Origin of the sequence: Bradyrhizobium oropedii, assembly GCF_020889685.1 — a bacterium.
GTDB classification, from domain to species: Bacteria; Pseudomonadota; Alphaproteobacteria; order Rhizobiales; family Xanthobacteraceae; genus Bradyrhizobium; species Bradyrhizobium oropedii.
In genome coordinates this window covers 1-24,163 of the sequence record NZ_JACMYO010000134.1, presented here as the reverse complement: position 1 = coordinate 24,163, position 24,163 = coordinate 1, and the positions used below count along the sequence as shown (strand labels likewise).

23 protein-coding genes are annotated in these 24,163 nt (G+C 64.4%); 15 read left to right on the top strand and 8 right to left on the bottom strand.

The window, feature by feature from the left end; translation table 11 throughout:
* A partial coding sequence (locus H8A95_RS29965) for a hypothetical protein (RefSeq protein WP_229186471.1) occupies positions 1 to 673 on the top strand: 673 nt, incomplete at its 5' end.
* A gap of 103 nt (positions 674 to 776) precedes the next feature.
* Positions 777 to 2,465 (top strand): SulP family inorganic anion transporter, encoded by a 1,689-nt coding sequence (locus H8A95_RS29960; protein WP_229186470.1) that lies wholly within the window; start codon positions 777 to 779, stop codon positions 2,463 to 2,465.
* A 360-nt stretch (positions 2,466 to 2,825) separates the two neighbouring features.
* On the opposite strand, the gene H8A95_RS29955 is transcribed toward H8A95_RS29960, so the two are convergent.
* Complete coding sequence (locus H8A95_RS29955) at positions 2,826 to 3,218, bottom strand: hypothetical protein (RefSeq protein WP_229186469.1); 393 nt, start codon at positions 3,216 to 3,218, stop codon at positions 2,826 to 2,828.
* Positions 3,219 to 3,450: 232 nt separating this feature from the next.
* The gene (locus tag H8A95_RS29950) at positions 3,451 to 4,875 is read right to left on the bottom strand and encodes an FAD-binding oxidoreductase (protein WP_229186468.1); all 1,425 of its coding nucleotides are present in this window, start codon (positions 4,873 to 4,875) and stop codon (positions 3,451 to 3,453) included.
* A 160-nt stretch (positions 4,876 to 5,035) separates the two neighbouring features.
* Here H8A95_RS29950 and H8A95_RS29945 point away from each other — a divergent pair, with 160 nt between their 5' ends.
* On the top strand, positions 5,036 to 5,527 hold the full coding sequence (locus tag H8A95_RS29945; RefSeq protein WP_229186472.1) for a thioesterase family protein: 492 nt from the start codon (positions 5,036 to 5,038) through the stop codon (positions 5,525 to 5,527).
* 15 nt (positions 5,528 to 5,542) lie between these two features.
* Here the strand turns inward: H8A95_RS29945 and H8A95_RS29940 are convergent, their stop codons facing one another.
* Complete coding sequence (locus H8A95_RS29940; protein ID WP_074128779.1) at positions 5,543 to 5,716, bottom strand: DUF1328 domain-containing protein; 174 nt, start codon at positions 5,714 to 5,716, stop codon at positions 5,543 to 5,545.
* A gap of 281 nt (positions 5,717 to 5,997) precedes the next feature.
* Here H8A95_RS29940 and H8A95_RS29935 point away from each other — a divergent pair, with 281 nt between their 5' ends.
* The 5 genes from H8A95_RS29935 (at position 5,998) to H8A95_RS29915 (ending at position 11,803) form a co-directional block, all read left to right on the top strand.
* Positions 5,998 to 8,547 carry an ATP-dependent helicase gene (locus H8A95_RS29935; protein ID WP_229186467.1) on the top strand — a complete coding sequence of 850 codons (2,550 nt, stop codon included), beginning with the start codon at positions 5,998 to 6,000 and terminating at the stop codon, positions 8,545 to 8,547.
* A 63-nt stretch (positions 8,548 to 8,610) separates the two neighbouring features.
* Positions 8,611 to 9,024 carry a hypothetical protein gene (locus H8A95_RS29930; protein WP_229186466.1) on the top strand — a complete coding sequence of 138 codons (414 nt, stop codon included), beginning with the start codon at positions 8,611 to 8,613 and terminating at the stop codon, positions 9,022 to 9,024.
* Positions 9,021 to 9,707, top strand: a complete 687-nt coding sequence (locus tag H8A95_RS29925; RefSeq protein ID WP_229186465.1) for an OmpA family protein — start codon at positions 9,021 to 9,023, stop codon at positions 9,705 to 9,707. Before H8A95_RS29930 ends, H8A95_RS29925 begins: the two co-directional genes overlap by 4 nt.
* Positions 9,708 to 9,958: 251 nt before the next feature.
* A complete protein-coding gene (locus tag H8A95_RS29920) occupies positions 9,959 to 10,882 on the top strand; it encodes an ABC transporter ATP-binding protein (protein WP_229186464.1) in 924 nt (307 codons plus the stop codon).
* Positions 10,883 to 11,041: 159 nt separating this feature from the next.
* On the top strand, positions 11,042 to 11,803 hold the full coding sequence (locus H8A95_RS29915; RefSeq protein WP_229186463.1) for an ABC transporter permease: 762 nt from the start codon (positions 11,042 to 11,044) through the stop codon (positions 11,801 to 11,803).
* Positions 11,804 to 11,863: 60 nt separating this feature from the next.
* Here the strand turns inward: H8A95_RS29915 and H8A95_RS29910 are convergent, their stop codons facing one another.
* A complete protein-coding gene (locus H8A95_RS29910) occupies positions 11,864 to 12,187 on the bottom strand; it encodes a hypothetical protein (RefSeq protein WP_229186462.1) in 324 nt (107 codons plus the stop codon).
* Between the two features lie 290 nt (positions 12,188 to 12,477).
* Between H8A95_RS29910 and H8A95_RS29905 the strand changes: the two genes are divergently transcribed.
* Together H8A95_RS29905 and H8A95_RS29900 are read left to right on the top strand one after the other, a co-directional pair.
* Positions 12,478 to 13,278 carry a L,D-transpeptidase gene (locus tag H8A95_RS29905; RefSeq protein ID WP_229186461.1) on the top strand — a complete coding sequence of 267 codons (801 nt, stop codon included), beginning with the start codon at positions 12,478 to 12,480 and terminating at the stop codon, positions 13,276 to 13,278.
* 257 nt (positions 13,279 to 13,535) lie between these two features.
* Complete coding sequence (locus H8A95_RS29900) at positions 13,536 to 14,384, top strand: alpha/beta fold hydrolase (protein WP_229186460.1); 849 nt, start codon at positions 13,536 to 13,538, stop codon at positions 14,382 to 14,384.
* Between the two features lie 13 nt (positions 14,385 to 14,397).
* Here the strand turns inward: H8A95_RS29900 and H8A95_RS29895 are convergent, their stop codons facing one another.
* A complete protein-coding gene (locus H8A95_RS29895) occupies positions 14,398 to 14,955 on the bottom strand; it encodes a DUF308 domain-containing protein (RefSeq protein ID WP_229186459.1) in 558 nt (185 codons plus the stop codon).
* Between the two features lie 137 nt (positions 14,956 to 15,092).
* On the opposite strand from H8A95_RS29895, the gene H8A95_RS29890 reads away from it, so the two are divergent.
* Positions 15,093 to 15,680: a TetR/AcrR family transcriptional regulator gene (locus tag H8A95_RS29890; protein ID WP_229186458.1), complete on the top strand. Its 588-nt coding sequence runs from the start codon at positions 15,093 to 15,095 to the stop codon at positions 15,678 to 15,680.
* 25 nt (positions 15,681 to 15,705) lie between these two features.
* Here H8A95_RS29890 and H8A95_RS29885 read toward each other — a convergent pair whose 3' ends face one another.
* Positions 15,706 to 17,970, bottom strand: a complete 2,265-nt coding sequence (locus H8A95_RS29885; RefSeq protein ID WP_229186457.1) for a spermidine synthase — start codon at positions 17,968 to 17,970, stop codon at positions 15,706 to 15,708.
* A gap of 231 nt (positions 17,971 to 18,201) precedes the next feature.
* On the opposite strand from H8A95_RS29885, the gene H8A95_RS29880 reads away from it, so the two are divergent.
* Entirely contained in the window at positions 18,202 to 19,803 is a 1,602-nt protein-coding gene (locus tag H8A95_RS29880; RefSeq protein ID WP_229186456.1) for a phytoene desaturase family protein, read from the top strand.
* A 277-nt stretch (positions 19,804 to 20,080) separates the two neighbouring features.
* Here H8A95_RS29880 and H8A95_RS29875 read toward each other — a convergent pair whose 3' ends face one another.
* Entirely contained in the window at positions 20,081 to 20,245 is a 165-nt protein-coding gene (locus H8A95_RS29875) for a Flp family type IVb pilin (protein WP_229186455.1), read from the bottom strand.
* 171 nt (positions 20,246 to 20,416) lie between these two features.
* Between H8A95_RS29875 and H8A95_RS29870 the strand changes: the two genes are divergently transcribed.
* Positions 20,417 to 21,301 (top strand): 50S ribosomal protein L11 methyltransferase, encoded by an 885-nt coding sequence (locus H8A95_RS29870; protein WP_229186454.1) that lies wholly within the window; start codon positions 20,417 to 20,419, stop codon positions 21,299 to 21,301.
* A gap of 86 nt (positions 21,302 to 21,387) precedes the next feature.
* Positions 21,388 to 21,894: a hypothetical protein gene (locus H8A95_RS29865; protein ID WP_229186453.1), complete on the top strand. Its 507-nt coding sequence runs from the start codon at positions 21,388 to 21,390 to the stop codon at positions 21,892 to 21,894.
* An 18-nt stretch (positions 21,895 to 21,912) separates the two neighbouring features.
* Here the strand turns inward: H8A95_RS29865 and H8A95_RS29860 are convergent, their stop codons facing one another.
* A complete protein-coding gene (locus tag H8A95_RS29860; protein WP_229186452.1) occupies positions 21,913 to 22,098 on the bottom strand; it encodes a hypothetical protein in 186 nt (61 codons plus the stop codon).
* A gap of 191 nt (positions 22,099 to 22,289) precedes the next feature.
* Here H8A95_RS29860 and H8A95_RS29855 point away from each other — a divergent pair, with 191 nt between their 5' ends.
* A complete protein-coding gene (locus tag H8A95_RS29855; protein WP_229186451.1) occupies positions 22,290 to 24,119 on the top strand; it encodes an aminopeptidase P family protein in 1,830 nt (609 codons plus the stop codon).
* The last annotated feature ends 44 nt before the right edge of the window (positions 24,120 to 24,163 follow it).

Sequence of the window (24,163 nt, the reverse complement as noted above, 5' to 3'; positions counted from 1 at the left end):
CGACGGCGCACGCGTGCGCGGCGGCACCACCTGGGGCTATCGCGGCGCCGCAATCCGCTTGCCGATCGGCCGCGACGCCGGCGCCGACGATCTCAAGCGCGACTGGGTGATCGTCCACGAGATGGTGCACACCGCCCTGCCCGACCTCGACGACCGCTACGCCTGGCTGTCGGAGGGGCTCGCGGTCTATGTCGAACCGGTCGCGCGCGTGCAGGCCGGCGATCTCACGGCGCAGGAAATCTGGCAGGCGATGATGCGCGACATCCCCAAGGGCCTGCCGCAGGCCGGTGACCAGGGGCTCGACAACACCGACACCTGGGGCCGGAAATATTGGGGCGGCGCGCTGTTCTGCCTGCTTGCCGATATCGAGATCCGCAAGCGCACCGGCAACAAGGTCGGACTGCAGGATGCCATGCGCGGCGTGCTCGCCGCCGGCGGCAACCACGAAAAGGACTGGCCGATCGCGCGCGTGCTGTCGACCGCCGACAGGGCGGTCGGCGTCGACGTGCTGACGCTGCTGCACAACGAATGGGGTTCAAAGCCGGTAACGCCCGATCTTGCCGCGTTGTGGCGCGATCTCGGCGTCAGGCTACAGGGCGACAGCGTCGAATTCGACGACAGCGCGCCGCTGGCAGCTATCCGCAAGTCGATCACCGAACCGCGCCCCGGATAAGGACGCGCTTCGCGGCTGCACACCGCCCAACGCCGCTGGCTTTTGGTCAGGCGATAGCGGACTATTTGCGCAAGCATCGCAACCGCCAGGTGAGTCGAGACCGATGGCCGAAGTTCATCAGACGCGCGCCAACTGGCCGATCTTTCGTTCGCTGAGGGCATTCCGGCCGAGCGACCTGCCGGGTGACCTGATCGCCGGATTGACGCTTGCCGCGATCGCGATCCCGGAGCAGATGGCGACCGCGCGGCTTGGCGGCTTCTCGCCGCAGATCGGCTTCTTCGCCTTCATGGCGGGCTCGCTCGGCTTTGCGATGTTCGGCGCCAATCGCTTCCTGTCCTGCGGCGCCGACTCCACGATCACGCCGATCTTCGCGGGCGGGCTGGCGCTGATGGCCACGGCAGGCTCGCCTGACTATCAGGCGTTCGCGATGGCGCTGGCGCTGATGGTCGGCGTCATCATGATCGCCGGCGGCCTGTTCAAGCTCGGCTGGATCGCCAATCTGCTGTCGACACCGGTGACGGTCGGCTTCCTCGCCGGCATCTCGGTCCACATCCTGGTCTCGCAGCTGCCCGGCGTGCTCGGCCTGACCACGCCGGACGGGCCGACGCTCTACAAGCTCGGGGTGCTCACCGAGAAGATCGGCCAGACCAATTCCTACACGCTGGTGATCGGCCTTGGCGTGCTGGCGCTGGTCGCCGGATCGGAGAAGATCAGCGCGCGGATTCCGGGTGCGCTGATCGGCCTTGTCGCGGCCACCATCGCGGTGATCGTCGGCCATCTCGAAACCAAGGGCGTCAAGGTGGTCGGCACCGTGCCCGGCACGCTGCCGACGCCCTCCTTTCCCGACATCGCGCCGGAGCGATGGGTGAAGTTGCTGTCGCTGGCAATCCTGATCGCCGTCGTGATCATGGTGCAGACCGCGGCAACGACGCGTTCGTTTCTGTCCGATCCGAACAAGCCGGCCGACGTCGATCGCGACTTTCTCGGCGCCGGCGCCGGCAGCGTTCTGTCGGGACTGTTCGGCGCCTTTCCCGTCAACGCCAGTCCGCCACGGACCGGCATCGTGTCGGAGACCGGCGGACGCACGCAGCTCTCGGGGCTGTTTGCCGCGGCCATCGTGCTCGCACTGCTCGCCTTCGGCGCGACACTGCTGCAGCACGTGCCTGATGCAGCACTCGGCGGCGTCCTGCTGTTCGTGGCGCTGCGCATCATCCGCGTGAAACAGATCGTCGCGATCTACCGCCAGTCGTTCTACGAGTTCCTGCTGGTGGTGGCGACGGCTGCCGCGATCATCGTGCTGCCGATCGAGCAAGGCGTCGCCGTCGGCATCGCGCTGTCGCTGCTGCACGGCATCTGGACCACGACTCGGGGCCAGCTGGTGGAATTCGTCCATGTCCCCGGCACCACGATCTGGTGGCCGACGGGCCCGCACGTCACCGGCGAGCGCAAGCCCGGCATCGCCGTCGTCGGCCTACAGGCGCCGCTGTCGTTCCTCAACGCGGAAGGTTTTCACAGCGGCGTGCTCAAGACCATCGGCGGGGTGACGTCCAAGCTGCGTCTGCTGGTGATCGAGGCCAGTGGCATGATCGAGATCGACTTCACCGCGGCGCAGGCGCTGCGCGACCTGTTTCGCGAGTGCCGCGATGACGGCGTGACGGTGGCGGTGGCGCGGCTCGAATCCTCGCGCGCGCAGGACGCGTTCGAGCGCTTCGATCTCTACGATGTGCTGCAGCGGGACCACGTCTTCCACAGCGTCGATGAGGCGGTCCGCACGCTCGGCGGGCAGAGCTAGATTTGATGAAGTCGTAGCCCGGATGAAGCGCAGCGTAATCCGGGATCCTCTCGCACGTCGATGAACAGCCCCGGACTTCGCGGAGCCTGTCATCGGGCGCGCGTTCGCGCGACCCGTTGGCTCCATCCGGGCCACGGGCCTGCGGCGAGCGTGCATCTGGGTGATTTCGGAATATTGGAAGAATATCCCTGAGTTGCCCGACGCGTCAAGTAGCCGCGTCGAACGCCGGCCACCGCCGGCTACTTTGCATGGGGTTGTTTTCGATATTTTAGCAACGCGCCTCCCCGCAAGCGGGCGAGGCGCGCCGAACGCGTTGCAAGACCGATCGAGCCTGATTTCAAACCGCTCGGGTCAAGCGACTCAAGCCTGCTCACCATCGAGCGACGGATGCTCCTTCAGCACCTCCGCCTTGATCGAGCTGGCGTGAATGGCGCGGAACAGCGCCCGTCCCGTCTTGATGTTGTTGGCCTTCATGCAGAGGCCGACGATCTCGCGCACTGCGGAATCCCGCACCAGCTGGTCGGATATCTTCATCGCGGTCTCCATCGCGGCCTTGGCGGCACGCTCGTAGCGATCGCGCTCGATTTGCTGCTGCTTAGGCGAACGCTTGTCGGGTGAGCTGATCGCCTCGGCGCAACCGGCGGCATCGCGGCAGATCGCACGGATCCTCTGCGCAGCCTCGATGTCGCCGAACGGCTGCGCGACGGGATCGTCCCAAATATCCTTCTGCTTGGCCTTGTTGAACAACCACATCACCTTACCCCGAAAGCGCGGCAAGGATAGCTGGCCCTGGTGCAACCTGTGAATGGCAGAGTCTGCTCGATGCGGAGCAAGCGGCGAACTATGGCGCTACGGCCACGCCGAATCGGCCGCTGCACGAAAATGTGCGCGCGAAGCGAGACGCCAAGATCACACTGCGTCACACGCGAGGACAAAAAGGTTCCACGCACGGACGCCGGCGAATCCACAGCGGTGTGACAACGCGTCAGACAGCCGGGACGATTTTTCCGGGATTGAAAATATTCTGCGGATCGAGCGCCTGCTTCAGCGCTCGCATCGCGTCGAGCGCCTCCACCCCGAGTTCCGCCTTCAAATATTTCTGCTTGCCCTGGCCGATGCCGTGCTCGCCGGTGCAGGTGCCGTCCATCGATTGCGCGCGCTCGACCAGGCGGTGCATGAATTCCTCGCCGCGCGCCATCTCGTCCTTGTTGTTGACGTCGCACAGCAGCGAGCAGTGGAAATTGCCGTCGCCGACATGGCCGACGATCGGCGACAGCAGATTGAGCCGCTTCAGGTCGTCCTCGGTCTCGGTGACGCAGTCGGCAAGCCGCGAGATCGGCACGCAGACGTCGGTTGCGACGACGCCGATGCTGTCGCCGGGGCGTAGCGCCTTGACGGACCAATAGGCGTCATGCCGGGCCTGCCACAGCCTGGTGCGGTCCTCGGGCTTGGTGGTCCAGGTGAAGTCGCCGCCGCCGCACTCGGCGGCGATATCGCGGAAATTCTTCGACTGCTCGGCGACCTCGACCTCGCTGCCGTGGAATTCCAGCAGCAACAGCGGCGTCTCGGGCAGCGACAGCTTTGAATAGCTGTTGCAGGCCTTCACCTGCGCCGCGTTGAGCAGCTCGATCCGGGCAACCGGGATGCCGGTCTGGATCGCGAGGATGGTGGCCTGACAGGCGCCAGCCACCGTCTCGAACGAACAGGCGGCGGCGGCGATCGTGTCCGGGATGCCGCGCAGGCGGATGGTCAGTTCGGAGATGATGCCGAGCGTACCCTCGGCGCCGACGAACAGATGCGTCAGGTCGTAGCCGGCCGACGACTTCTTGGCGCGCGTGCCGGTCGTGATGATCTCGCCGTCGCCGCGCACCACCTTCAGCGCCAGCACATTCTCGCGCATGGTGCCGTAGCGCACCGCGTTGGTGCCGGAGGCGCGGGTCGAGGTCATGCCGCCGAGCGAGGCATCGGCGCCGGGATCGATCGGGAAGAACAGGCCCTGGTCGCGCAGATGCTCGTTCAGCGCCTTCCGCGTCACGCCGGGCTGGATCACACAGTCGAGGTCCTCAGCATGCACCTCGAGCACCTTGTTCATGTCGCGCAGATCGATGCAGACACCGCCCGCGGGCGCATTGACCTGGCCCTCGAGCGAGGTTCCGGTACCGAAGGCGATGACCGGCACGCGATTGGCCGAGCAAATCCGCACCACGTCCTGGATGTCGGCGGTTTCCTGCGCCATCACCACCGCATCCGGCGGCTGGGTCGGCAGCCATGTGGTGGTATGGGCGTGCTGTTCGCGTACCGCCTGCGACGTGACGAGCCGGTTGCCGAACCGCGCCGCCAGCGCGTCGATCGCGCGCTTCAGGGCCTGCGGCTCAGGTCGCGTCACATTGCTCGAAATCGTTGTCGCCACGTCGAATTTCCTCCCGGCTTTAGCCGACCGTGGCAAAGCTTGTATAAGGGGTCAAGAGAGCCTGACTTGAAAAAGTGGACGCCGGAGTCACAGAAAAGTTCATGCTCGAACGCCAGCAAACCGGGGATGGAAGATGACTTCAGTGACTGCCGCCAGCGAGATGCCTATTCCGGCCGCCCCGTTCAAATCTTCGGTGATGCAGATCGACCCGCAATGGATCGATTACAACGGCCATCTCAACATGGCCTACTACAATGTGATGTTCGACCGCGCCATCGACGAGATGTGGCTGCAGCTCGGCATCGGCCCGGCCTACATGAAGGCGCGGCACTGCTCGACCTTCACCGCCGAGTGCCATGTCCGTTACATCAGGGAAATCCATCTTGGCGATCCCGTGCAGGTCCAGGTCTTCCTGCTCGGCGCCGACGAGAAGCGGCTGCACACGTTCGAGGAGTTGCGCCACGCCACCGAGGGCTGGCTGTCGGCGACCTCGGAAAACCTTACGCTGCACATCGACATGGAGGCGCGCAAGGTGGCGCCGTTTCCGCCTGATATCCGCGCCCGGGCGCAAACGATCGTGGCGAGCTATGCGGGCGTGCCGCGTCCCGAGGGCATCGGCCGCAACGTGGCGATGCCCTCCGCGAAGGTGTGACGGAGTGAACGCCCGCTAGACACGCGTTCGACCACGCACCAATCCGAGCACAGCCGTTACGAGGAACAGGATAACGGCGATGAAGAAGATCGCCTTGGCGATCTCGATCGAGGCGCCGGCGATGCCGCCGAAGCCCAAAATGCCCGCGATCAGGGCGATGACCAGGAATGTGACGACCCAGCTCAGCATGATCCAACCTCTCGCTTCGTTTCGTTGCGCGGACCCTCGGTCCAGCGCCGCACCTGTTGAAACAATCCGGCGGGGGAACGCAGGTTCCTGACGCGAAACCGCGAAATTTTCGCCGATTTCAGGAACCGGGCCGGTTGTACGCTGCTGCCAAAAGCGTTCCCGTCGACCGCGATAAAACCTGTCAAAACGGCCGGTCAGGCCCTATATGGCCTTCAATCCCTGTTAAGAAGGCTCCCCTTCACCGTCCCACGGTGCCATCGTGGGGCCGAGACGATTCGCCAATGACCGAGCCGAGCAAATTGCCCCATCACGGCGTTCCCGAGCACCAGCCGGTGGCTGGCGGCATCGCTGCGCGTGCGCGGGCAGCCGCAGGTCCGCAATATCTCAACGGCCTCAATCCGGAGCAGCGCGAGGCGGTCGAGACGCTCGACGGTCCCGTGCTGGTGCTCGCCGGCGCCGGCACCGGCAAGACCCGTGTTCTGACGACGCGCATCGCGCACATCCTGAGTCAGGGCCGTGCGCGGCCGCAAGAGATCCTGTCGGTGACCTTCACCAACAAGGCGGCGCGCGAGATGAAGCTGCGGCTCGGCCAGATGCTCGGGCAGGCGGTCGAGGGCATGCCGTGGCTCGGCACCTTCCACTCGATCGGCGGCCGCATCCTGCGCATCCATGCCGAGCTGGTGCAGCTCAAATCCAACTTCACGGTGCTCGACGTCGACGACCAGGTGCGGCTGTTGAAGCAATTGCTGCAGGCCGAGAACATCGACGACAAGCGCTGGCCGGCGCGGATGCTGGCTGGCCTGATCGACAGCTGGAAGAACCGCGGGCTGTCGCCGTCGCAGGTGCCCGCGGGCGAGGCCGCTTCATTCGGCAACGGCAAGGGCGGCAAGATCTACGCGACCTATCAGGAGCGGCTGAAGATCCTCAACGCCGCCGATTTCGGCGACCTCCTGCTCGAGAACATCAGGCTGTTCCGCGAGAACCCCGACGTTCTCCGGCAGTACCAGAACCGCTTCAAGTTCATCCTGGTCGACGAATATCAGGACACCAACGTGGCACAGTATCTGTGGCTGCGTCTGCTGTCGCAGGCGCCGTCGCGGCCGGGGCGGTCGCTTGCCGATGTCATTCCGGGGCGCATCGAAGATGCGAACCCGGAATCTCGAGATGAAGTGCACGCAGCTCGAGATTCCGGGTCTGCGCCTGCGGCGCATCCCGGAATGACGGAGAATGCTCCACTCAAGAACATCTGCTGCGTCGGCGACGACGACCAGTCGATCTATGGCTGGCGCGGCGCCGAGGTCGACAACATCCTGCGCTTCGATCACGATTTTCCCGGCGCCAAGGTGATCCGGCTCGAGCGCAATTACCGCTCCACCGGCCACATCCTGGCCGCGGCCTCGCAACTGATCGCGCATAACGAAGGCCGGCTCGGCAAGACGCTGCGCACCGAGGATGTCGACGGCGAGAAGGTCACCGTCACCGGCTCCTGGGATTCGGAAGAGGAAGCGCGCGCGATCGGCGAGGAGCTCGAGGAGCTGCAGCGATCGGGCGAGAATCTCAACAACGTCGCCATCCTGGTCCGCGCCTCGTTCCAGATGCGCGAATTTGAAGACCGCTTCGTCACGCTCGGCCTGCCCTATCGCGTGATCGGCGGCCCGCGCTTCTATGAGCGCGCCGAAATCCGCGATGCGCTGGCTTACTTGCGCACCATCAACTCGCCGGCCGACGATCTCGCCTTCGAGCGCATCGTCAACGTGCCCAAGCGGGGGCTCGGCGACGCCACCGTGCAGCTGCTGCACGACCATGCCCGCAAGCGCCGTATTCCGCTGTTCGAGGCGGCGCGCGCCATCGTCGAGACCGACGAGCTGAAGCCGAAGGCGCGCGGGTCCCTGCGCGACCTCGTGATGCAGTTCGACCGCTGGCGTGCCCAGCGCGAGGTGACCTCGCACACCGAGCTCGCCGAAATCGTGCTCGACGAGAGCGGCTATACCGAAATGTGGCAGAAGGACCGCTCGGCCGACGCCGCGGGCCGGCTCGACAACCTCAAGGAACTGGTGCGGTCGATGGAGGAATTCGAGAACCTGCAAGGGTTTCTCGAACATATCTCGCTGGTGATGGACCGCGACGGCGAGGCCGGCGACGAAGCCGTGTCGCTGATGACGCTGCATTCGGCCAAGGGCCTGGAATTCGACAATGTGTTCCTGCCGGGCTGGGAGGAAGGCCTGTTCCCGAGCCAGCGCACGCTCGACGAACAGGGCCGCGCCGGGCTCGAGGAGGAGCGCCGCCTCGCCCATGTCGGGCTCACGCGGGCACGCCGCCGCGCAAAAATCTATTTCGCGACCAACCGCCGCATCCATGGCACCTGGTCGACCACGATCCCCTCGCGCTTCCTCGACGAGCTGCCGGCGCACAATGTCGAGATCACCGAGTCCAAGGGCGGATCGGGCTGGGGCGGCAGCGGCGGCTATGGCGCCTCGCGATTCGACAACCTCGAATCATTCGGCTCGAGCTATTCGACCCCGGGCTGGCAGCGCGCCCAGGCCAACCGCAACCGTGGCGGCGGGGGACGCAGCGGCGGGTTCGAGGAGCGGCAGTCGTCGTTTACCTCTTCCGATAGCTTCAGCCGCACCAAACGCGGCCCCATGGTGATCGAAGGCGAGCTGGTGGCGAAGTCCACGGGCACGACGTCGGAATTTTCGCTGGACGACCGGGTGTTTCACCAGAAATTCGGCTACGGCCATGTGGTGAAGATCGACGGCAACAAGCTGACCATCGCCTTCGAAAAGGCCGGCGAGAAGAAGGTGGTCGACAGCTTTGTGGAACGGGCGTGACAGAGGGGCCTTCTCTGTTCGTAGCTCTTGACCCCAGTTGATTTCATGGGTTGAGATACACCCATGGTCCGGGGTGGGTTTTTCCTTTTTGTCGTCGCGCTCACTGCGCCGTCGCTGGCGGTCGCGGAGACGATGAGCTTTGGCGATTCGGCAGCACAGCTCGCCAAGGCGTGCGGCGCCGACATCACCGCGAACTGCCGTGGCGTCAATCTCGACTCCAACCGCCTCAAGGAATGCCTGTCGCGCAACCGCGACGTGATATCGCCGCAGTGCAAGGAGAGCTACTTCTCCACCCTCGACGCGATCCAGAAGCGGATCGCGGCGCGCGTCACCGTTGCGAACGCCTGCACCCGCGAGATCGTCAAGGTCTGCGGCGGCTCGACCAAGGAGACCAGCAAGTCGGTCCCTTGCCTCGTCGGCGCCAAGGGCCTCAGCCGCAATTGCGCCCAGGCGATCAATGACGCGGGGTATCAATGATGCGGCAGTCGACGCGAGGCCTGCGCGACATTGGTCTCTTGGGCCTGCTGAGCACGCTCGCCTTGCTGGCGATGCCGACCGCACACGCGCAGACCGCCATCACGCGCGACGACGTCATCGCCAAGCTGAACCACTACGAGACAGACACCGAAATCGATGTCCCCGCGCTGCGCCAGCAGGTGGCCGAACGATCGAAGTCGCGCTCGAAGAACGAGCCGCCGCCGCAGAAGCGTCCGCCGATCGCCCCTGACCTGACCAAGCTGCCGACGTTCAACGCCGACATCCAGTTCGACGTCGACACGCCGATCGTGCTGCCGGACTCCTACCAGACCGTCGGGCGCATCGCCGATGCGCTGACGCAGTCCTCGCTGCTGCCGTATACATTCCTGATCGTCGGCCATATCGAGTCGACCGGACGGCGCGAGAACAACGTGCTGCTGAGCCAGCGGCGGGCCGACGCGATCCGCGACATCCTGATCAACACCTTCAAGATCACACCGAAGCGCCTGCAATCGGTCGGGCTCGGCGAAGAGCAGTTGCTCGACCCCGCCCGGCCCAACGCGCCTGTCAACAACCAGGTGCAGATCATGCTGGTCGGCAAGCTCGCCGACACCGCGCCGCCCGCGCACCCTGCGCCAGCGGCCGCCGCCAAGAAGCCGGCGAAACCGGCGAAGAGGCATTAAAGCGCGACGAGATCGGGTTGAATCGTCGTCGCGCTTTAGCCGTTGTTTGAGCATGATCTTTTCGGAAAACCGCTTCGCACTTTTCCGGATCATGCTGAAGCGCGGCCATTCCGCCACACCGTAGAATGATTTTTCTGCCCCGGCGGGTGATTGCAGAACGGAATTTGCGTTCTTATCTGGGCTGAACCCGCATCACGCCCCCGCCCGGGCTCCAATCCGCGCGCGCCCTTTCCTCACACTTCCGATCCTCCATGTCGCCGATCATTTCCGTATCCAATCTTTCGAAGACCTATGGCTCCGGTTTCAAGGCGCTGAAGGGCATCAATCTGGACATCAATCGCGGCGAGATCTTCGCGCTGCTCGGGCCGAACGGTGCCGGCAAGACCACGCTGATCAGCATCGTCTGCGGCATTGCCAATCCGAGCGAGGGCCGCATTGCGATCGGCGGCCACGACATCATCAGGGATTATCGCGCGGCACGGTCGATGATCGGGCTGGTTCCACAGGAACTGCACACCGACGCCTTCGAGTCGGTGTGGGCGACCGTCAGCTTCAGCCGCGGCCTGTTCGGCAAGCCGAAGAACCCCGCCCATATCGAGAAGGTGCTGAAGGACCTGTCGCTGTGGGACAAGAAGGACAACAAGATCATCACGCTGTCCGGCGGCATGAAGCGCCGCGTGATGATCGCCAAGGCGCTGTCGCATGAGCCGCAGATCCTGTTCCTCGATGAGCCCACCGCCGGCGTCGACGTCGAATTACGCAAGGGCATGTGGGAAGTGGTCCGTACGCTGCAGGCCTCCGGCGTCACCATCATCCTGACCACGCACTACATCGAGGAAGCTGAGGAGATGGCCGACCGCATCGGCGTCATCAACAAGGGCGAGATCATCCTGATCGAGGACAAGGCGACCTTGATGCAGAAGCTCGGCAAGAAGGAGCTGACGCTGCAATTGCAGAACAAGCTCGATGCCATTCCGTCTATGCTTGCCGCCTACAATCTCGAATTATCCGACGACGGCCACGCGGTAACCTACGATTACGACACCAAGGGCGATCGCACAGGCATCACCAGCCTGCTCAGCGATCTGCGCAATGCCGGCATCCGCATTTCAGATCTCGATACGAAGCAGAGCTCTCTCGAAGACATCTTCGTCAGCCTGGTGCGGCAAGTTTGAAGTTCCTATCAGTTTCGCCGCACCCTCTTCATAGGAACTTCAAACTCCAATGCCGCACCAGAATCATAAGTTTTCTAGCGCTCCTTCGATTTCGAAGTTCGCATCGGGGGCTCCGCAAAAGCATGCGAACTTCGAAATCAGAGCGCTAGTGAGGGCGCCATGAATTACCGCGCAATCCGGGCGATCTATCTGTTCGAAATGGCGCGCACCTGGCGCACGCTGCTGCAGAGCATCGTCTCGCCCGTGGTCTCGACGTCGCTGTATTTCGTGGTGTTCGGCGCCGCGATCGGCTCGCGCATCACCGAGGTCGAAGGCGTCAGCTACGGCACGTTCATCGTGCCCGGGCTCGTGATGCTGTCGGTGCTGACCCAGAGCATCTCCAACGCCTCGTTCGGCATCTACTTCCCGAAATTCGCCGGCACGATCTACGAGATCCTGTCGGCGCCGATCTCCTATTTCGAGATCGTCATCGGCTATGTCGGCGCCGCCGCCACCAAGTCGATCATCCTCGGCCTGATCATCCTGGCGACCGCCGGACTGTTTGTACCTCTGCACATCCAGCATCCGGTATGGATGCTGACCTTCCTGGTGCTGACCGCCGTCACCTTCAGCCTGTTCGGCTTCATCATCGGCATCTGGGCCGATGGCTTCGAGAAGCTGCAGATGATCCCGATGCTGGTGGTGACGCCGCTGACCTTCCTCGGCGGCAGCTTCTACTCGGTGAACATGCTGCCGTCGGGCTGGCGCACCATCACGCTGTTCAATCCGGTGGTCTATCTGATCTCCGGCTTCCGCTGGAGCTTCTACGAGATCGCCGATGTCAGCGTCGGGCTCAGCCTCGGCATGACCGCGGGCTTTCTGATCGCCTGCATGATGATCGTGGCCTGGATTTTCAGAACGGGTTACCGGCTGAAGAACTGACTTGCGAAAGCAAGTCATTCCGGGGCGCGCCTTAGCGCGAACCCGGACTGACGATCCCGATCAGTAGCAATGGAAATGGCCGTGGCGGTAATAGCCGCGGCAGCGGTGGCCACGGCGGTAGCCGCGATCCGGGATGCCGAACACGCCCTTCACCGCGCCCATGGCCCCACCAACACCGGCGCCGACGGCGCCGCCAACCACACCGCCTACCGGCCCGGCGACCCGATTGCCCTCATAGGCGCCCTCGTGGGCCCCGCGGACGATGCCCTGGGCATGGCCGGCATGGGGCACTGCGACCAATGCGAGGGCTGCGGCCGCAAGCAGGAGCCGCGCGGAGAGGCCGGCTGGGACGATGGCCGCGGTCTTGACCTTGGAGTTGTTCATCGAGGTTCCTTGATGCGCGACGCGAATGCGCCGCCGGGCGGGATTTGTGAAACGCCCATGCGGCCAAATGGTTGCGTACAAACGACCGCTTGAGGGCGCCGGTCGCGCCCTGCTCGCGAAAAAGTCAGCCCACCGTGACGGGCCGGCCCGGCTTCGGCCTTGTTTGCGCCGTGCGCGGGATTAACGATGCCCCGGGTCCGTCACTGGAACCAAATTCGGATTCCGTGCATATTGGTTGCCGGGGACGGAGAGCCGCGGCTTTGCGATCAGGCCTGGAGGCCAAAGGTAAAATGCGTTCGTTCCTCATTGCGTTCACTTCCGTGATGCTTTTCACGGCCGGCGCCGCGCAGGCCAAGGTCGATATCACCATCGATAAAGACAACCAGCAGATGACCGTCGCGGTTGATGGCGTCGCGCGCTATCACTGGCCGGTATCGAGTGGCATTCCCTCGCGCGAGACGCCGAACGGCACCTTCCGCGCGTTCCGCATGGAAGAGGATCACTACTCCAAGGAATTCGACGACGCGCCGATGCCGCATTCGATCTTCTTCACCAAGATCGGTCACGCGATTCACGGCACCGACTCGGTGAATCGCTTGGGTACCCCGGCCTCGCATGGTTGCGTGCGGCTGTCGCGCGACAACGCCTCGACGCTCTACGCACTGGTCCAGAAGGAAGGCGTGCTCAACACCACGGTCACGCTGACCGGTTCGGCGCAGGTCGCGCTGGCGCGCAATCCGCGCGGGCGCAACGGCACGGCTGTCGCTCGCTCTGCGCCGCAGCAATATGACGGGCAGTACGGCACCGCCGCCGCCGGCGACCCTGTCGTCCTGACACCGCAGCCGCGCGAATATCCTGCGCAGGCCCGGGCCGACGACGGCTACATCTATCCGGCCGACGGCAGTTCGACCGACCAGCGCTACCCCGCACCGCCGTCAAGCCGCCGCGCCTACGGCGCGCAGGCCTATGGCCAGCAGCAATATTACGGCAACCAGGGCTACGCGGCGGCACCGCAGGGCTACTATCAGCCGCGGCCTTACTACCAGCAGCAGCAGCGCGGCGGCTTCTACGGCAACAGCTACCAAGACTGAGACGCGCTCCTGATCCACTGACGGCGCCGCAGACAGTGCGCCGTCAGTTCAAACGCCCCTCACCCGCTTGTGACCGCCGCAAAGGGCCCGTGCCGCCGCACGCCGTGGCTGGTCGTCGCGCCGTCATCTGATTGTAAAATTAGCCCGATATTCGGCGGCAAAAGCGCCCGCCTGGCCTCTGGAGGCCGATTCACGCGGAATGCCCGACGAGATCAGGGCCAGAGCGCGGGTCAGTTAGGGCACGATCAGAGGTCGAAATGAAACGGGGCATCATTGTCCTTTGCCTGTGCGTCGTGACGATGGCCGGCTACTTCACCACGGACAGATGGGCCATCGGTCACACGACCATGACGTTCCACGACGTGCTGCGCGACGACCGCAACGTCACGGTCGAGGTCGCGGTCCGTCGCGACCGGCAAATGCAGGCGATGGCGGAGATGATTGAGCTGCCGGTCGCGATCCTGAGCCACGGCAACACCGTCAGGAACACCGAGTACTCGTTCCTCACCAACGTGTTCGCGTCACGCGGCTATCTCGTGGTCAGCATTCAGCACGATCTCGACACCGATGCGCCGATGGTGACCAAGGTCGGCGAGGAATATGTCGGCCGCCGCATGCAGTACAATCGCGGCGTCTTCAACATCATGTATGCGATCGACGAGCTCAAGAAGCGTTATCCGAACGCCAACTATCGCCAGCTGACCTTGATCGGCCACTCCAACGGCGGCGACATCTCGATGTTCTTCGCCAAGCAACATCCCGACCTGGTCAAGAAGGTCGTGACGCTGGACAATCTGCGCGTGCCCTTCATCACCGACAGCAAGATCAAGATCCTGTCGTTCCGCTCCAAGGACCCGGTGTTCAAGGCCGATCCGGGCGTCGTGCCCGACGACGAAACCTGCGCCAAGCTCGGCATCAAGGTGGTCCGGACCGAATTCCATCACAACGACCTCAGCGACCGCGGCCCGGACAGCGCGAAATCATCGATCCAGGCGGGGGTGGAGCAATTCCTCGACGAGGACGCCGGCGAGACGACGCCGACGATGCCGCTGATTGCCGCGTCGGCGCCCACCGCAGCGAATGCAGCGCTGCCGGAGAAGAAATAGCTGTCGCGGACGGTTACGCACGCGCGCTGCGATAGGCCGTGGCAAAGAGCCAGATTGCTGACAGCAGGAAATAGAACGCGCCGAAGCCCGCATAGGGAGCGACGTCGAGAATCGTCGGCGCGACGGTGCCGACGGATCGGCTGATCATGTAGCCGCCGGCGAGCGCCGACTGGGCGCCGCTCAGGATCATCGCCCATTGCGCGCCATCAAGGCGCCAGCGCCTGACGCCGGTGGACAATTGCAACACACCCGCGAGGATCGCCCAAATCCCAAACACGGCGAGAACGGCGAAGCTGCTGTGGCTGATCGCCACGATCACGGCGAGTGCCGTTATCGCGCTGACCACGACATTCAATGCCTGGGACGGGTTGGCCTTCAGCCCGCCATTGACTCGGGCGTCGGCCAGATTGGCGACGGCGTCCCATGCCGGGTAGATCACGAGCAGGAACGCTGCGGGACCGATTTGCCCGCTGAAAACGACGGCGGCGGCAACCCAGGCGATCGAGAAGATCGCGCGCCCGAAATAGTAGGATTGCAGCCAGCTGGATTGGGCCGAAAGTCGGCTTTGCATTGATGAGCTCCTGTGTTTATCTATCTACTAGTAGGTAGACACTCTCAGGTCAATCCGGCGCTCGGACACCTTCTTGTGTCAGACCGGCGTGCCGCGCTGGCTTGACAAGCTACCTACCGGAAGGTAGGCGCGCGAACATGAAACCGGTGGCTTCGACCTCAGAACAGATTCTCGACGTCGCGCAGTCGCTCATCGTCGCGGGGGGCTATAACGGCTTCAGCTATGCCGACATTGCTGATGCGATCGGCATCCGGAAGGCGAGCATCCACCATCATTTCCCGACCAAGGCCGAGCTGGTTTCGGCGCTGGTGGATCGCTACAGGCAGCAGACGGAGCTGGGCCTGAAGTCGCTTCAGGAGCAGTCCGCAAGCCCGGCCGACCAACTGCAGTCCTACGTGGACTTCTGGAAGGCGTGCATTGGAAATGCTTCGCTGCCCTTCTGCGTCTGCGCGATGCTTGCCGGCGAGATGCCGATGTTGCCGGACGAGGTCGCATCACGCGTCCGCGGCCATTTCCATCATCTCGCGGAATGGCTGACGTCGGTGCTGCAAGCGGGCGCGAAGCAGCACCCGTTCCGGCTGGACAAGCGGCCGGAACAGGAGGCCCAAATGCTGATGGCATCGGTTCATGGCGCGATGCTCTCGGCGAGGGCTTTCGACGATCCCGGGCTGTTTGCCGTAATCGTCGAGCCTCAGATCGCCAAGCTGCGGCCACCGGTTCGCTAGAGAAGTCTGGGGCAGCCGCTCGCGCCTACTGTTCGCCGTCGCGCAGGCGCCGGTATACGGCGCCAAGCACGTTCGAATAATCGTCGGTCCAGACCCGCTGCTTCTCGTCGGCATCGGTCTCGGTCCAGACGTTTGACGATGCGAGCTTGCCGACATCGGCGTCCTCGCGGGCGGAGATCACGACAGAGGTCGAGAAGATATACTCGTTGTCGCGTCCGGAATCCTCACTGTAGACCCAGCTCTTCATGTCGTTTGCGTCCGCAATGCCGACCACGACGCTGGCGAGTTCGAGATGGCGGTTGGAGACGTGCATCACGACGGCGCCCTGCGGCGCCAGCTTCTGCTTGTAGATCGCCATCGCCTCTTCGGTCGCGAGATGGATCGGGATCGCGTCCGACGAATAGGCGTCGACGATGATGAGATCGTAGACGCCGTCCGGCTCCTTGGCGAAGGTCAGCCGCGCGTCGCCGATCACAGGCTTCAGGTTCGGCTCGCAGTTCTGGATGTAGGTGAAGTATTTTGGGTCGCGCGCGGTATCGACCATCGACTGGTCGATCTCGAAGAACTTCCAGTCCTCGCCGGGCACTGACGCACAGGTCAGCGTCCCCGAGCCGAGCCCGATGACAGCGACCTTCAGCGGCGCGCCCTTGCGCTCGCGGATTGCCGTGATCGCCTGCCCGATGCCACCGTCCTTGTGGTAGTAGCTGATCGGTTCGGGCCTTCCGGTGACCGGCGTGCCGTTGTCGTTCTTGAACTTCTCGGCGCCGTGGATCGTGGTGCCGTGCATCAGTACGTGATACTGACCGTTCGGTGTCACCACGATCTTGTGCACGCCGAAGAAGCTGCGCACCGTTTCGACGCGGCCATCGTCGGATGGGTAAGAGCGCAGCACCACCAGCGCGACCACGACGGTCGCGAAGATCTTCCAGCGATTGGCATTGAGCGCAAGCGCGAGCAGCGCCGAGAGCACGCCGACCGCACCGATCACCCAGATCCGGTGATCGTCGAGCCAGTTGAAGGTGCCGCCGGCCGAATAACTCGGCGCGATCAGCGCCACCGCCAGCACCGCAAGGAACGGCCAGTACCAGGCGCTCCAGCGCGGCAACCGCTCCGCGCCGCCGGGCGGACGGCACAGCGCCGCGAGCGCCAGCAGGATCGGATATTCGGCGACCCACGAGAAAGTAAAGGGCGCAATGAGCCCCGCGAACAGGCCACCGACCATGCCGCCGAACGACAGCGCGACATAGAAGCCGGTGAGATATTTTGCCGCCGGGCGGGTGCGCGCGAGTTCGCCATGACAGGCCATCGCGATGATGAAGAAGCAGAGCTGATGGCCGCCGAGCGTCAGCAGCAGGTTCTGCTCGCCGCCGACCGCGAGCAGGATCACGACGCCGGCGATCGCCAGCGGCTGCGCCCGCAGCATCCATTTGTGCGGCAGCAGCGGCCGCGATTGGAACACCAGCACCCAGGTCAGGAGATACAGCGACAGCGGCAGCACCCAGAGCAGGGGCGCCGCCGCGACGTCGGTCGAGATATGCGCGGTCACCGCGATCAGCAGCCCGGACGGCACGGCAGCGAGGAATATCCAGCGCGCCCGCAGCGACCAGAACGGCGCCGGCGCTTTGGCGTCATCGACCTGCATGTTGAGCGCGCCGGCATTGGCCGGCGACCGCAATAGCAGCACACCGCAACCTGCGATCAGCACGATCAGCAGGCCATAGCCGCCGGTCCAGATCAGGTTCTGGGTGCGCAAGGTGAACATCGGCTCGAGCAGCACCGGATAGGACAGCAGCGCCAGGAAGCTGCCGATGTTCGAGGACGCGTAGAGGAAATACGGGTCGGGGCCGTTGGGATGACCGGTGCGCACGAACCAGGCCTGCAGCAGCGGATTGTTGGCGGCGAGCGCAAAGAACGGCAGGCCGATCGAAACGGCGAACAGGCCGAGCAGCCAGATTGCATAGCCCGAATTCGGCGGCTCGCCCCAGCCGCTCCTGATCGACAGCGGCAATGTCAGCAACGCGACGACGAGCAGCGCCAGATGCACCGCGATCGGCAAGATGCGGCTGTTCAGCTTCATCAAGAGATGCGCATAGGCATAGCCGCCGAGCAGCAACGACTGGAAGAACACCATTGCCACCGACCACACCGCCGGCGAGCCGCCGAGCCGCGGCAGCACCATCTTGGTGAACAGCGGCTGCACCGAGAACAGCAGCAGCGCGCTGACGAAGATCGCAGCGGTATAGACAACCAGCACCAGCCGGTTTCGCGAGGCGGACGGCTCAGACGTCATGGAGGCTCCGGCATGGACCCGGCGGGCGCCGGAGGCGGACGGTCCGGCGGCAGCGCACCGGAGGACTTGAATTGATCATACGGCAGTATCACGGACAAGAAACCGCGGTCACGTGGACTTGACGACGCGGCGCTGCGGCGCCACAGCACGTTGGATCTTTTCTTGAGCCTTTCGGAAAACCGGTTTCCACTTTTCCGGATCATGCTTTAATCACTGCTTCTTGAAGCTGACATGAACGAGACAGACGTCGTCATCATCGGTGCGGGGCATAACGGCCTCACCTGCGCGGCCTATCTCGCGATGGCAGGGCTGCGGGTGAAGGTCGTCGAACGCCGCAAGGTGGTGGGTGGCGCCGCCGTCACCGAAGAGTTTCATCCGGGCTTCCGCAATTCGGTCGCCGCCTACACGGTGAGCCTGCTCAATCCGCAAATCATTTCTGACCTGAAACTTGCCGATCACGGCCTTGAGATCGTCGAGCGCCGCGCCCAGAATTTCCTTCCCGCGCCCGACGGCAGCTATTTGCTGACCGGCGAAGGCCGCACCCAGCAGTCGGTCGCAAAACTCAGTGAGCGCGACGCGGCCGCCATCGGCGTGTTCTCGGCGGAACTCGAAGCCATCGCCGACGTGCTGCGCCAATTCGTGCTGCGCGCGCCGCCGAACCTCGTCGAGGGTTTTGGCATCGGCGCGATGAGCGAGGCCCTCAACGCGCTTGGCACCGCCAACATCCTGCGGCGGCTAACGCTGGAGCAGCAGCGCAATCTGCTCGACCTGTTCACGCGCTCGGCCGGCGAGATGCTCGACGAGCGCTTCGAGAGCGACCTCGTCAAGGCGCTGTTCGGCTTCGATGCCATCGTCGGCAATTACGCCAGCCCCTACGCGGCCGGCTCCGCCTACGTGATGCTGCACCATGCATTCGGCGAGGTGAACGGCAAGAAGGGCGTCTGGGGCCATGCGATCGGCGGCATGGGTGCGATCACCCAGGCGATGGCAAGCGCCGCGCGCAGCCATGGCGTCGAGATCGAAACCGATGCGGGAGTCCGCGAGGTGATCGTCGAGAAGGATCGTGCCACCGGCGTGATCCTCGACAATGGCGAGACGATCCGCGCCAAATATGTTGTCTCGAACGTCAATCCGAAGCTGCTGTACACACGCCTGGTGCCGGACGGCGCACTGCCAGGCCAATTCTTCGCGCGCATCTCACGATGGCAGAATGGTTCCGGCACGTTCAGGATGAATGTGGCGCTGAGCGCCCTGCCCTCGTTCACCGCGCTGCCCGGCCAGGGCGATCACCTCACCGCGGGCATCATCATCGCCCCAAGTCTCGGTTACATGGATCACGCCTGGCGCGATGCGCGCGAATTCGGCTGGAGCCGCGCGCCCGTCGTCGAGGTGCTGATCCCCTCGACGCTCGACGACAGCCTGAGCCCGCCGGGCCAGCATGTCGCGAGCCTGTTCTGCCAGCACGTCGCGCCGCAATTGCCCGACGGCAAGTCGTGGGACGACCATCGCGAACAGGTCGCCGATCTGATGATCGCAACCGTGGACCAATACGCCCCCGGCTTCGCGGGTACCGTGCTCGGCCGCCAGATCCTTTCGCCGCTCGATCTCGAGCGGCAATTCGGCCTGCTCGGCGGCGACATCTTCCATGGCGCGCTGACGCTGAACCAGCTGTTCTCGGCGCGGCCGATGCTCGGCCACGCCGACTATCGTGGACCACTCCGGGGGCTCTACCATTGCGGTTCCGGCGCCCATCCCGGCGGCGGCGTCACCGGCGCTCCCGGCCACAACGCCGCGCGGGCCATCCTGGCCGACCATCGCGCGCTGTTCGCATAGGGCGAATACGACGCACATCGTGCGGCGGCCGCGGCACGGCTCGCTGTGGACAGGCTTGTGGAGAAGCTGTGGGTCGACCGTGGTCAGACCTCGTGTCCCATCGCGGGAAAAACGGTGAATATCCCGGTGGACTGCCTGTGGAGCAGAGGCTGACAACCGAGGGACAACGCGGTTGATGTCTCGTTGATAAGCCGTCTGGAACTCTGTGGACAACCGGTCAAAAAGAAAACACCGGGCGTCGTTGCCCGGTGCTTGCCTCAGAACGCGGTTTGCGAAATTACTTGAGCGAGCCGGCAATCGAGCTGAACGCCCCGCTCAGATTCGTGCCGACACCGTTCACCGCAGCGATGATGGCGATGGCGATACCAGTTGCAATCAGTCCGTATTCGATGGCGGTCGCGCCGGATTCATTCCGTAAAAACCTAACAATAAAAGCCTTCATTGTAGCCCTGCCCTTGGTTGTGATGCCCTTAGAACAACGGGGTTCCCGGTTCCGGAACTGGTACTACTACGGTGAAATCTAAAGTTGCTTTCATCTGGAACCTATCAATTCTCGCGAAATTCAATTGAATCCCGGTTGAAATTTTAACAAAAACCGCGCTACCGGCCTCCGATGACCCCGTCCACACACCGCGCCAGCATCACCCTTTCAGACGAACCGACCGCAAAACGCGTGGTCGACGCGCTTTCCGAGCTGTTTTTCGAGGATCAGGCGGCATTTGCGGCCTTCGAGCGGCCGGATGGCCGCTGGGACGTCACCGTCCATTTTGCCGAGCCGCCGGACCAGGCCTTGCTGCGCGAACTGATAAGCCAGATCGTGCGGCCGGATGTCGCATCAACTTTGGTCTTTGACACCGTGGAGGCGAAGGATTGGGTGAAAGCCAGCCTCGAGGACCTCGTCCCGGTCGCGGCCGGCCGCTTCATGGTCCACGGCCAGCATGACCGGCACAGGATCCCCCCCAACAAGCTCGGGATCGAGATCGAGGCGGCGCTCGCCTTCGGCACCGGCCATCACGGCACCACGCGCGGCTGCCTGCTGCTGCTCGACCACGTGCTGAAGGCCTATCAGCCTCGCCGCGTGCTCGATCTCGGCACCGGGACCGGCGTGCTGGGGATCGCCGCCGCCAAGGCGCTGCACGGCAAGGTGCTGGCGAGCGATATCGACGCTCCGTCGGTCAGGGTCGCCGAGGAGAATGCCTGGCTGAACGGGGCTGGACACCTGGTGGATGTGATCCGCGCCACCGGCTTTGCGTCACCACGCTTTGCCGAGGACGGGCCGTTCGATCTCGTGCTCGCCAACATCCTCGCCAATCCGCTGCGGCAACTTGCAGGCCCGATGGCGCGCCACCTCGCTGCGTCGGCGCAGGTCATCCTCTCCGGCCTGCTGACGCACCAGGCACCGGCCGTCATCGCCGCCTATCGCGCCCGCGGGCTGGTGCCGCTGCGGCATCTGAAGATCGAGGGTTGGAGCAGCCTGCTGCTGCGCTCAAGATCATGATGCAAAATCGCATCATGATCTTGTCTTCTTGTTTGAGCATGATCTTTTCGGAAAACCGGTTCCCACTTTTCCGGATCATGCTCTAGATGACCACCACCGGCAGACAGTGCGGCGACTGCACGCTCTGCTGCAAGGTGATGGCGATCGAGGAACTGGCGAAGCCCGCCAATACATGGTGTCCGCATTGCAAGCCGGGGCGCTGCTGCCGGATCTACCCAAGCCGGCCGGCGGAGTGCCGCACGTTCAGCTGCGTCTGGCTGCTCAATGAACTGCTGGAGGCGCACTGGAAGCCCTCCAGATCGAAGCTTGTCCTGACCACGTCGGACGACGGCCTCGAGGTCAGATGCGATCCGGGCTTCCCCGACGCCTGGCGCAGGAAGCCGTTTCGCAACGAGCTCAGGGAATGGACCCTATCCGGCGAGACGCTCGACATGACCGTCGTCGTCATCGTCGGCCAGCGCATGACGCTACTGACGTCAGAACGCGAATTCGATCTCGGTATCGTCGGCCCCGATGAGCGGATCGTACGCGAACTCGACGGCACCAGGGTCGCCAATGCGACCGTGGTGAAGGCGTCGGACCTCGCGCAGTAGACGCAATCTGCGGACTGGCTATTTGGGCGCACCGGAATCACGGCCGGCCGCCTCGACCTTGTCCTGATTGGCTGCACGCCGGGCACGCGCCTCGGCAAAGCGATCCAGCATCTGGACGATGACGCCGCGCGGCTTCTGTTCGACCGGCGCGATCGGGCCGCGGGGGATCGGCGGCGAGATCTTCTCAAACGTGAATGCAGGCATCGTGCATCTCCTCACCGTTGAGTTGAGACACTCCTGGACACTCCCCGTACGCTTGACCATCGACGTGCAGTGGACATCGTCCGGTCAGTTCTACTATGCCATGATTCAAGCATAAGTTATGCCAAAAATATGGTCACGCTTGACTGCGCTTGCGCGAAGGTCATGCTCGACCCGAAGAGAGTGCGAAGCCGATGTTCGAAGCCCATTTCCAGACGTTCGAAGAACCCGAAGGCGGCGTGGCGCTGACCGCACGGCTGAGCGCGCTGCGCGAGGAACTGGCGCGGCGCAAGCTGACGGGATTTGTGGTTCCGCGCGCCGATCAGCAGCAGAATGAATATGTTGCCGCGTCCGAGGAGCGGCTCGCCTGGCTCACAGGCTTCACCGGATCGGCCGGGCTCGCGATCGTGCTGAGCAAGGAAGCCGCCCTGTTCGTCGACGGCCGCTACACGTTGCAGGCCGCCAAGCAGGTCGACCGCAAGGCCTGGCAGGTCGAGCCGCTGGTCGAGCCGCCACCGGAGCACTGGCTGACCCGGCATCTGGCGGCCGGCGACCGCCTAGGATTTGACCCCTGGCTGCACACTTCTGCGGCAGCCGAACGGCTGGCGGCAGCCTGCACCAAGGCGGGCGCCGAGCTGGTCGCCGTCGACGGCAACCCGGTCGATACGATCTGGCACGAACGTCCGGCACCGCCGCTCGGCGCGGTCTCTGTTCACGGCGCGCAGTTTTCCGGCGAGATCGAAGCCGAGAAGCTCAAGCGCATCCGGCTCGAGATCAACAAGCTCGGCGTCGATGCGTTGGTGCTCTCCGACAGCCACGCGGTAGCCTGGGCCTTCAATATCCGCGGCGCCGACGTCTCGCACACGCCGCTGCCGCTGTCCTACGCGCTGGTGCCGAAGGAAGGCCGGCCGCTGGTGTTCATCGATCACCGCAAGCTGTCCAACTCGACCCGCGACCATCTCGAACAGTCGGCCGATGTCGAGGAGCCGGCGGCGCTGACACCGAAGCTCACCGAGCTCGCCAGGCGCGGTGCCTCGATCGCGCTCGACAGCGCGACGGCCGCGGACGCCCTGAGCCGCCTGATCTCGGGTGCCGGCGGCAAGCCGGTGCGCGGCAACGATCCGGTCGGCCTGCTGAAGGCGGTCAAGAACATCACCGAGATCGAGGGCACGCGCACGGCACATCAGCGCGACGCGGTGGCGCTGACCCGCTTCCTCGCCTGGATCGACCACGAGGCGCCGTCCGGCGCCCTCACCGAGATCGACACCGTCGAGGCGCTGGAGACGTTCCGCCGCCAGACCGGCGCGCTGAAGGACGTCTCCTTCCCGACCATCGCCGGCACCGGGCCGAACGGCGCCATCGTGCATTACCGCGTGACCCGCAAGAGCAACCGCCGCATCGCGCCCGGCGACCTCCTGCTGATCGATTCCGGCGCGCAATATCAGGACGGCACCACCGACGTCACCCGCACCATCGCGATCGGCCAGCCGACCGACGAGATGCGCGACCGCTTCACCCGCGTGCTGCGCGGCCATATCGCAATCGCCCGCGCGATCTTCCCCGACGGCGCCACCGGCGCGCAGCTCGACACGTTGGCGCGGCAATATCTCTGGCAGGCCGGGATCGATTTCGAGCACGGCACCGGCCACGGCGTCGGCAGCTATCTCAGCGTCCATGAAGGCCCGGCGCGGATCTCGAAGCTCGGCACCACGCCGCTGAAGCGCGGCATGATCCTGTCCAACGAGCCCGGCTACTACAAGACCGACGCCTATGGCATCCGGATCGAGAACCTCGAACTTGTGATCGGCACCGACATTGCCGGCGCCGAGAAGCCGGTCAACGCCTTCGAGACGCTGACCCTGGCGCCGATCGATCGCCGCCTGATCGAGGTGAGCATGCTGAGCGCCGGCGAACTGGCCTGGCTCAACGACTACCACGCCCGCGTCGCGCGTACGGTGCGCCCGCATCTCGACGACAACGCCACCAAGCTGTGGCTCGACGAGGCCACGGCGGCGCTGAAGTAGCGGCGCAAGCATCCAGAAACTCGGTGTCGTCCCGGCGAAGGCCG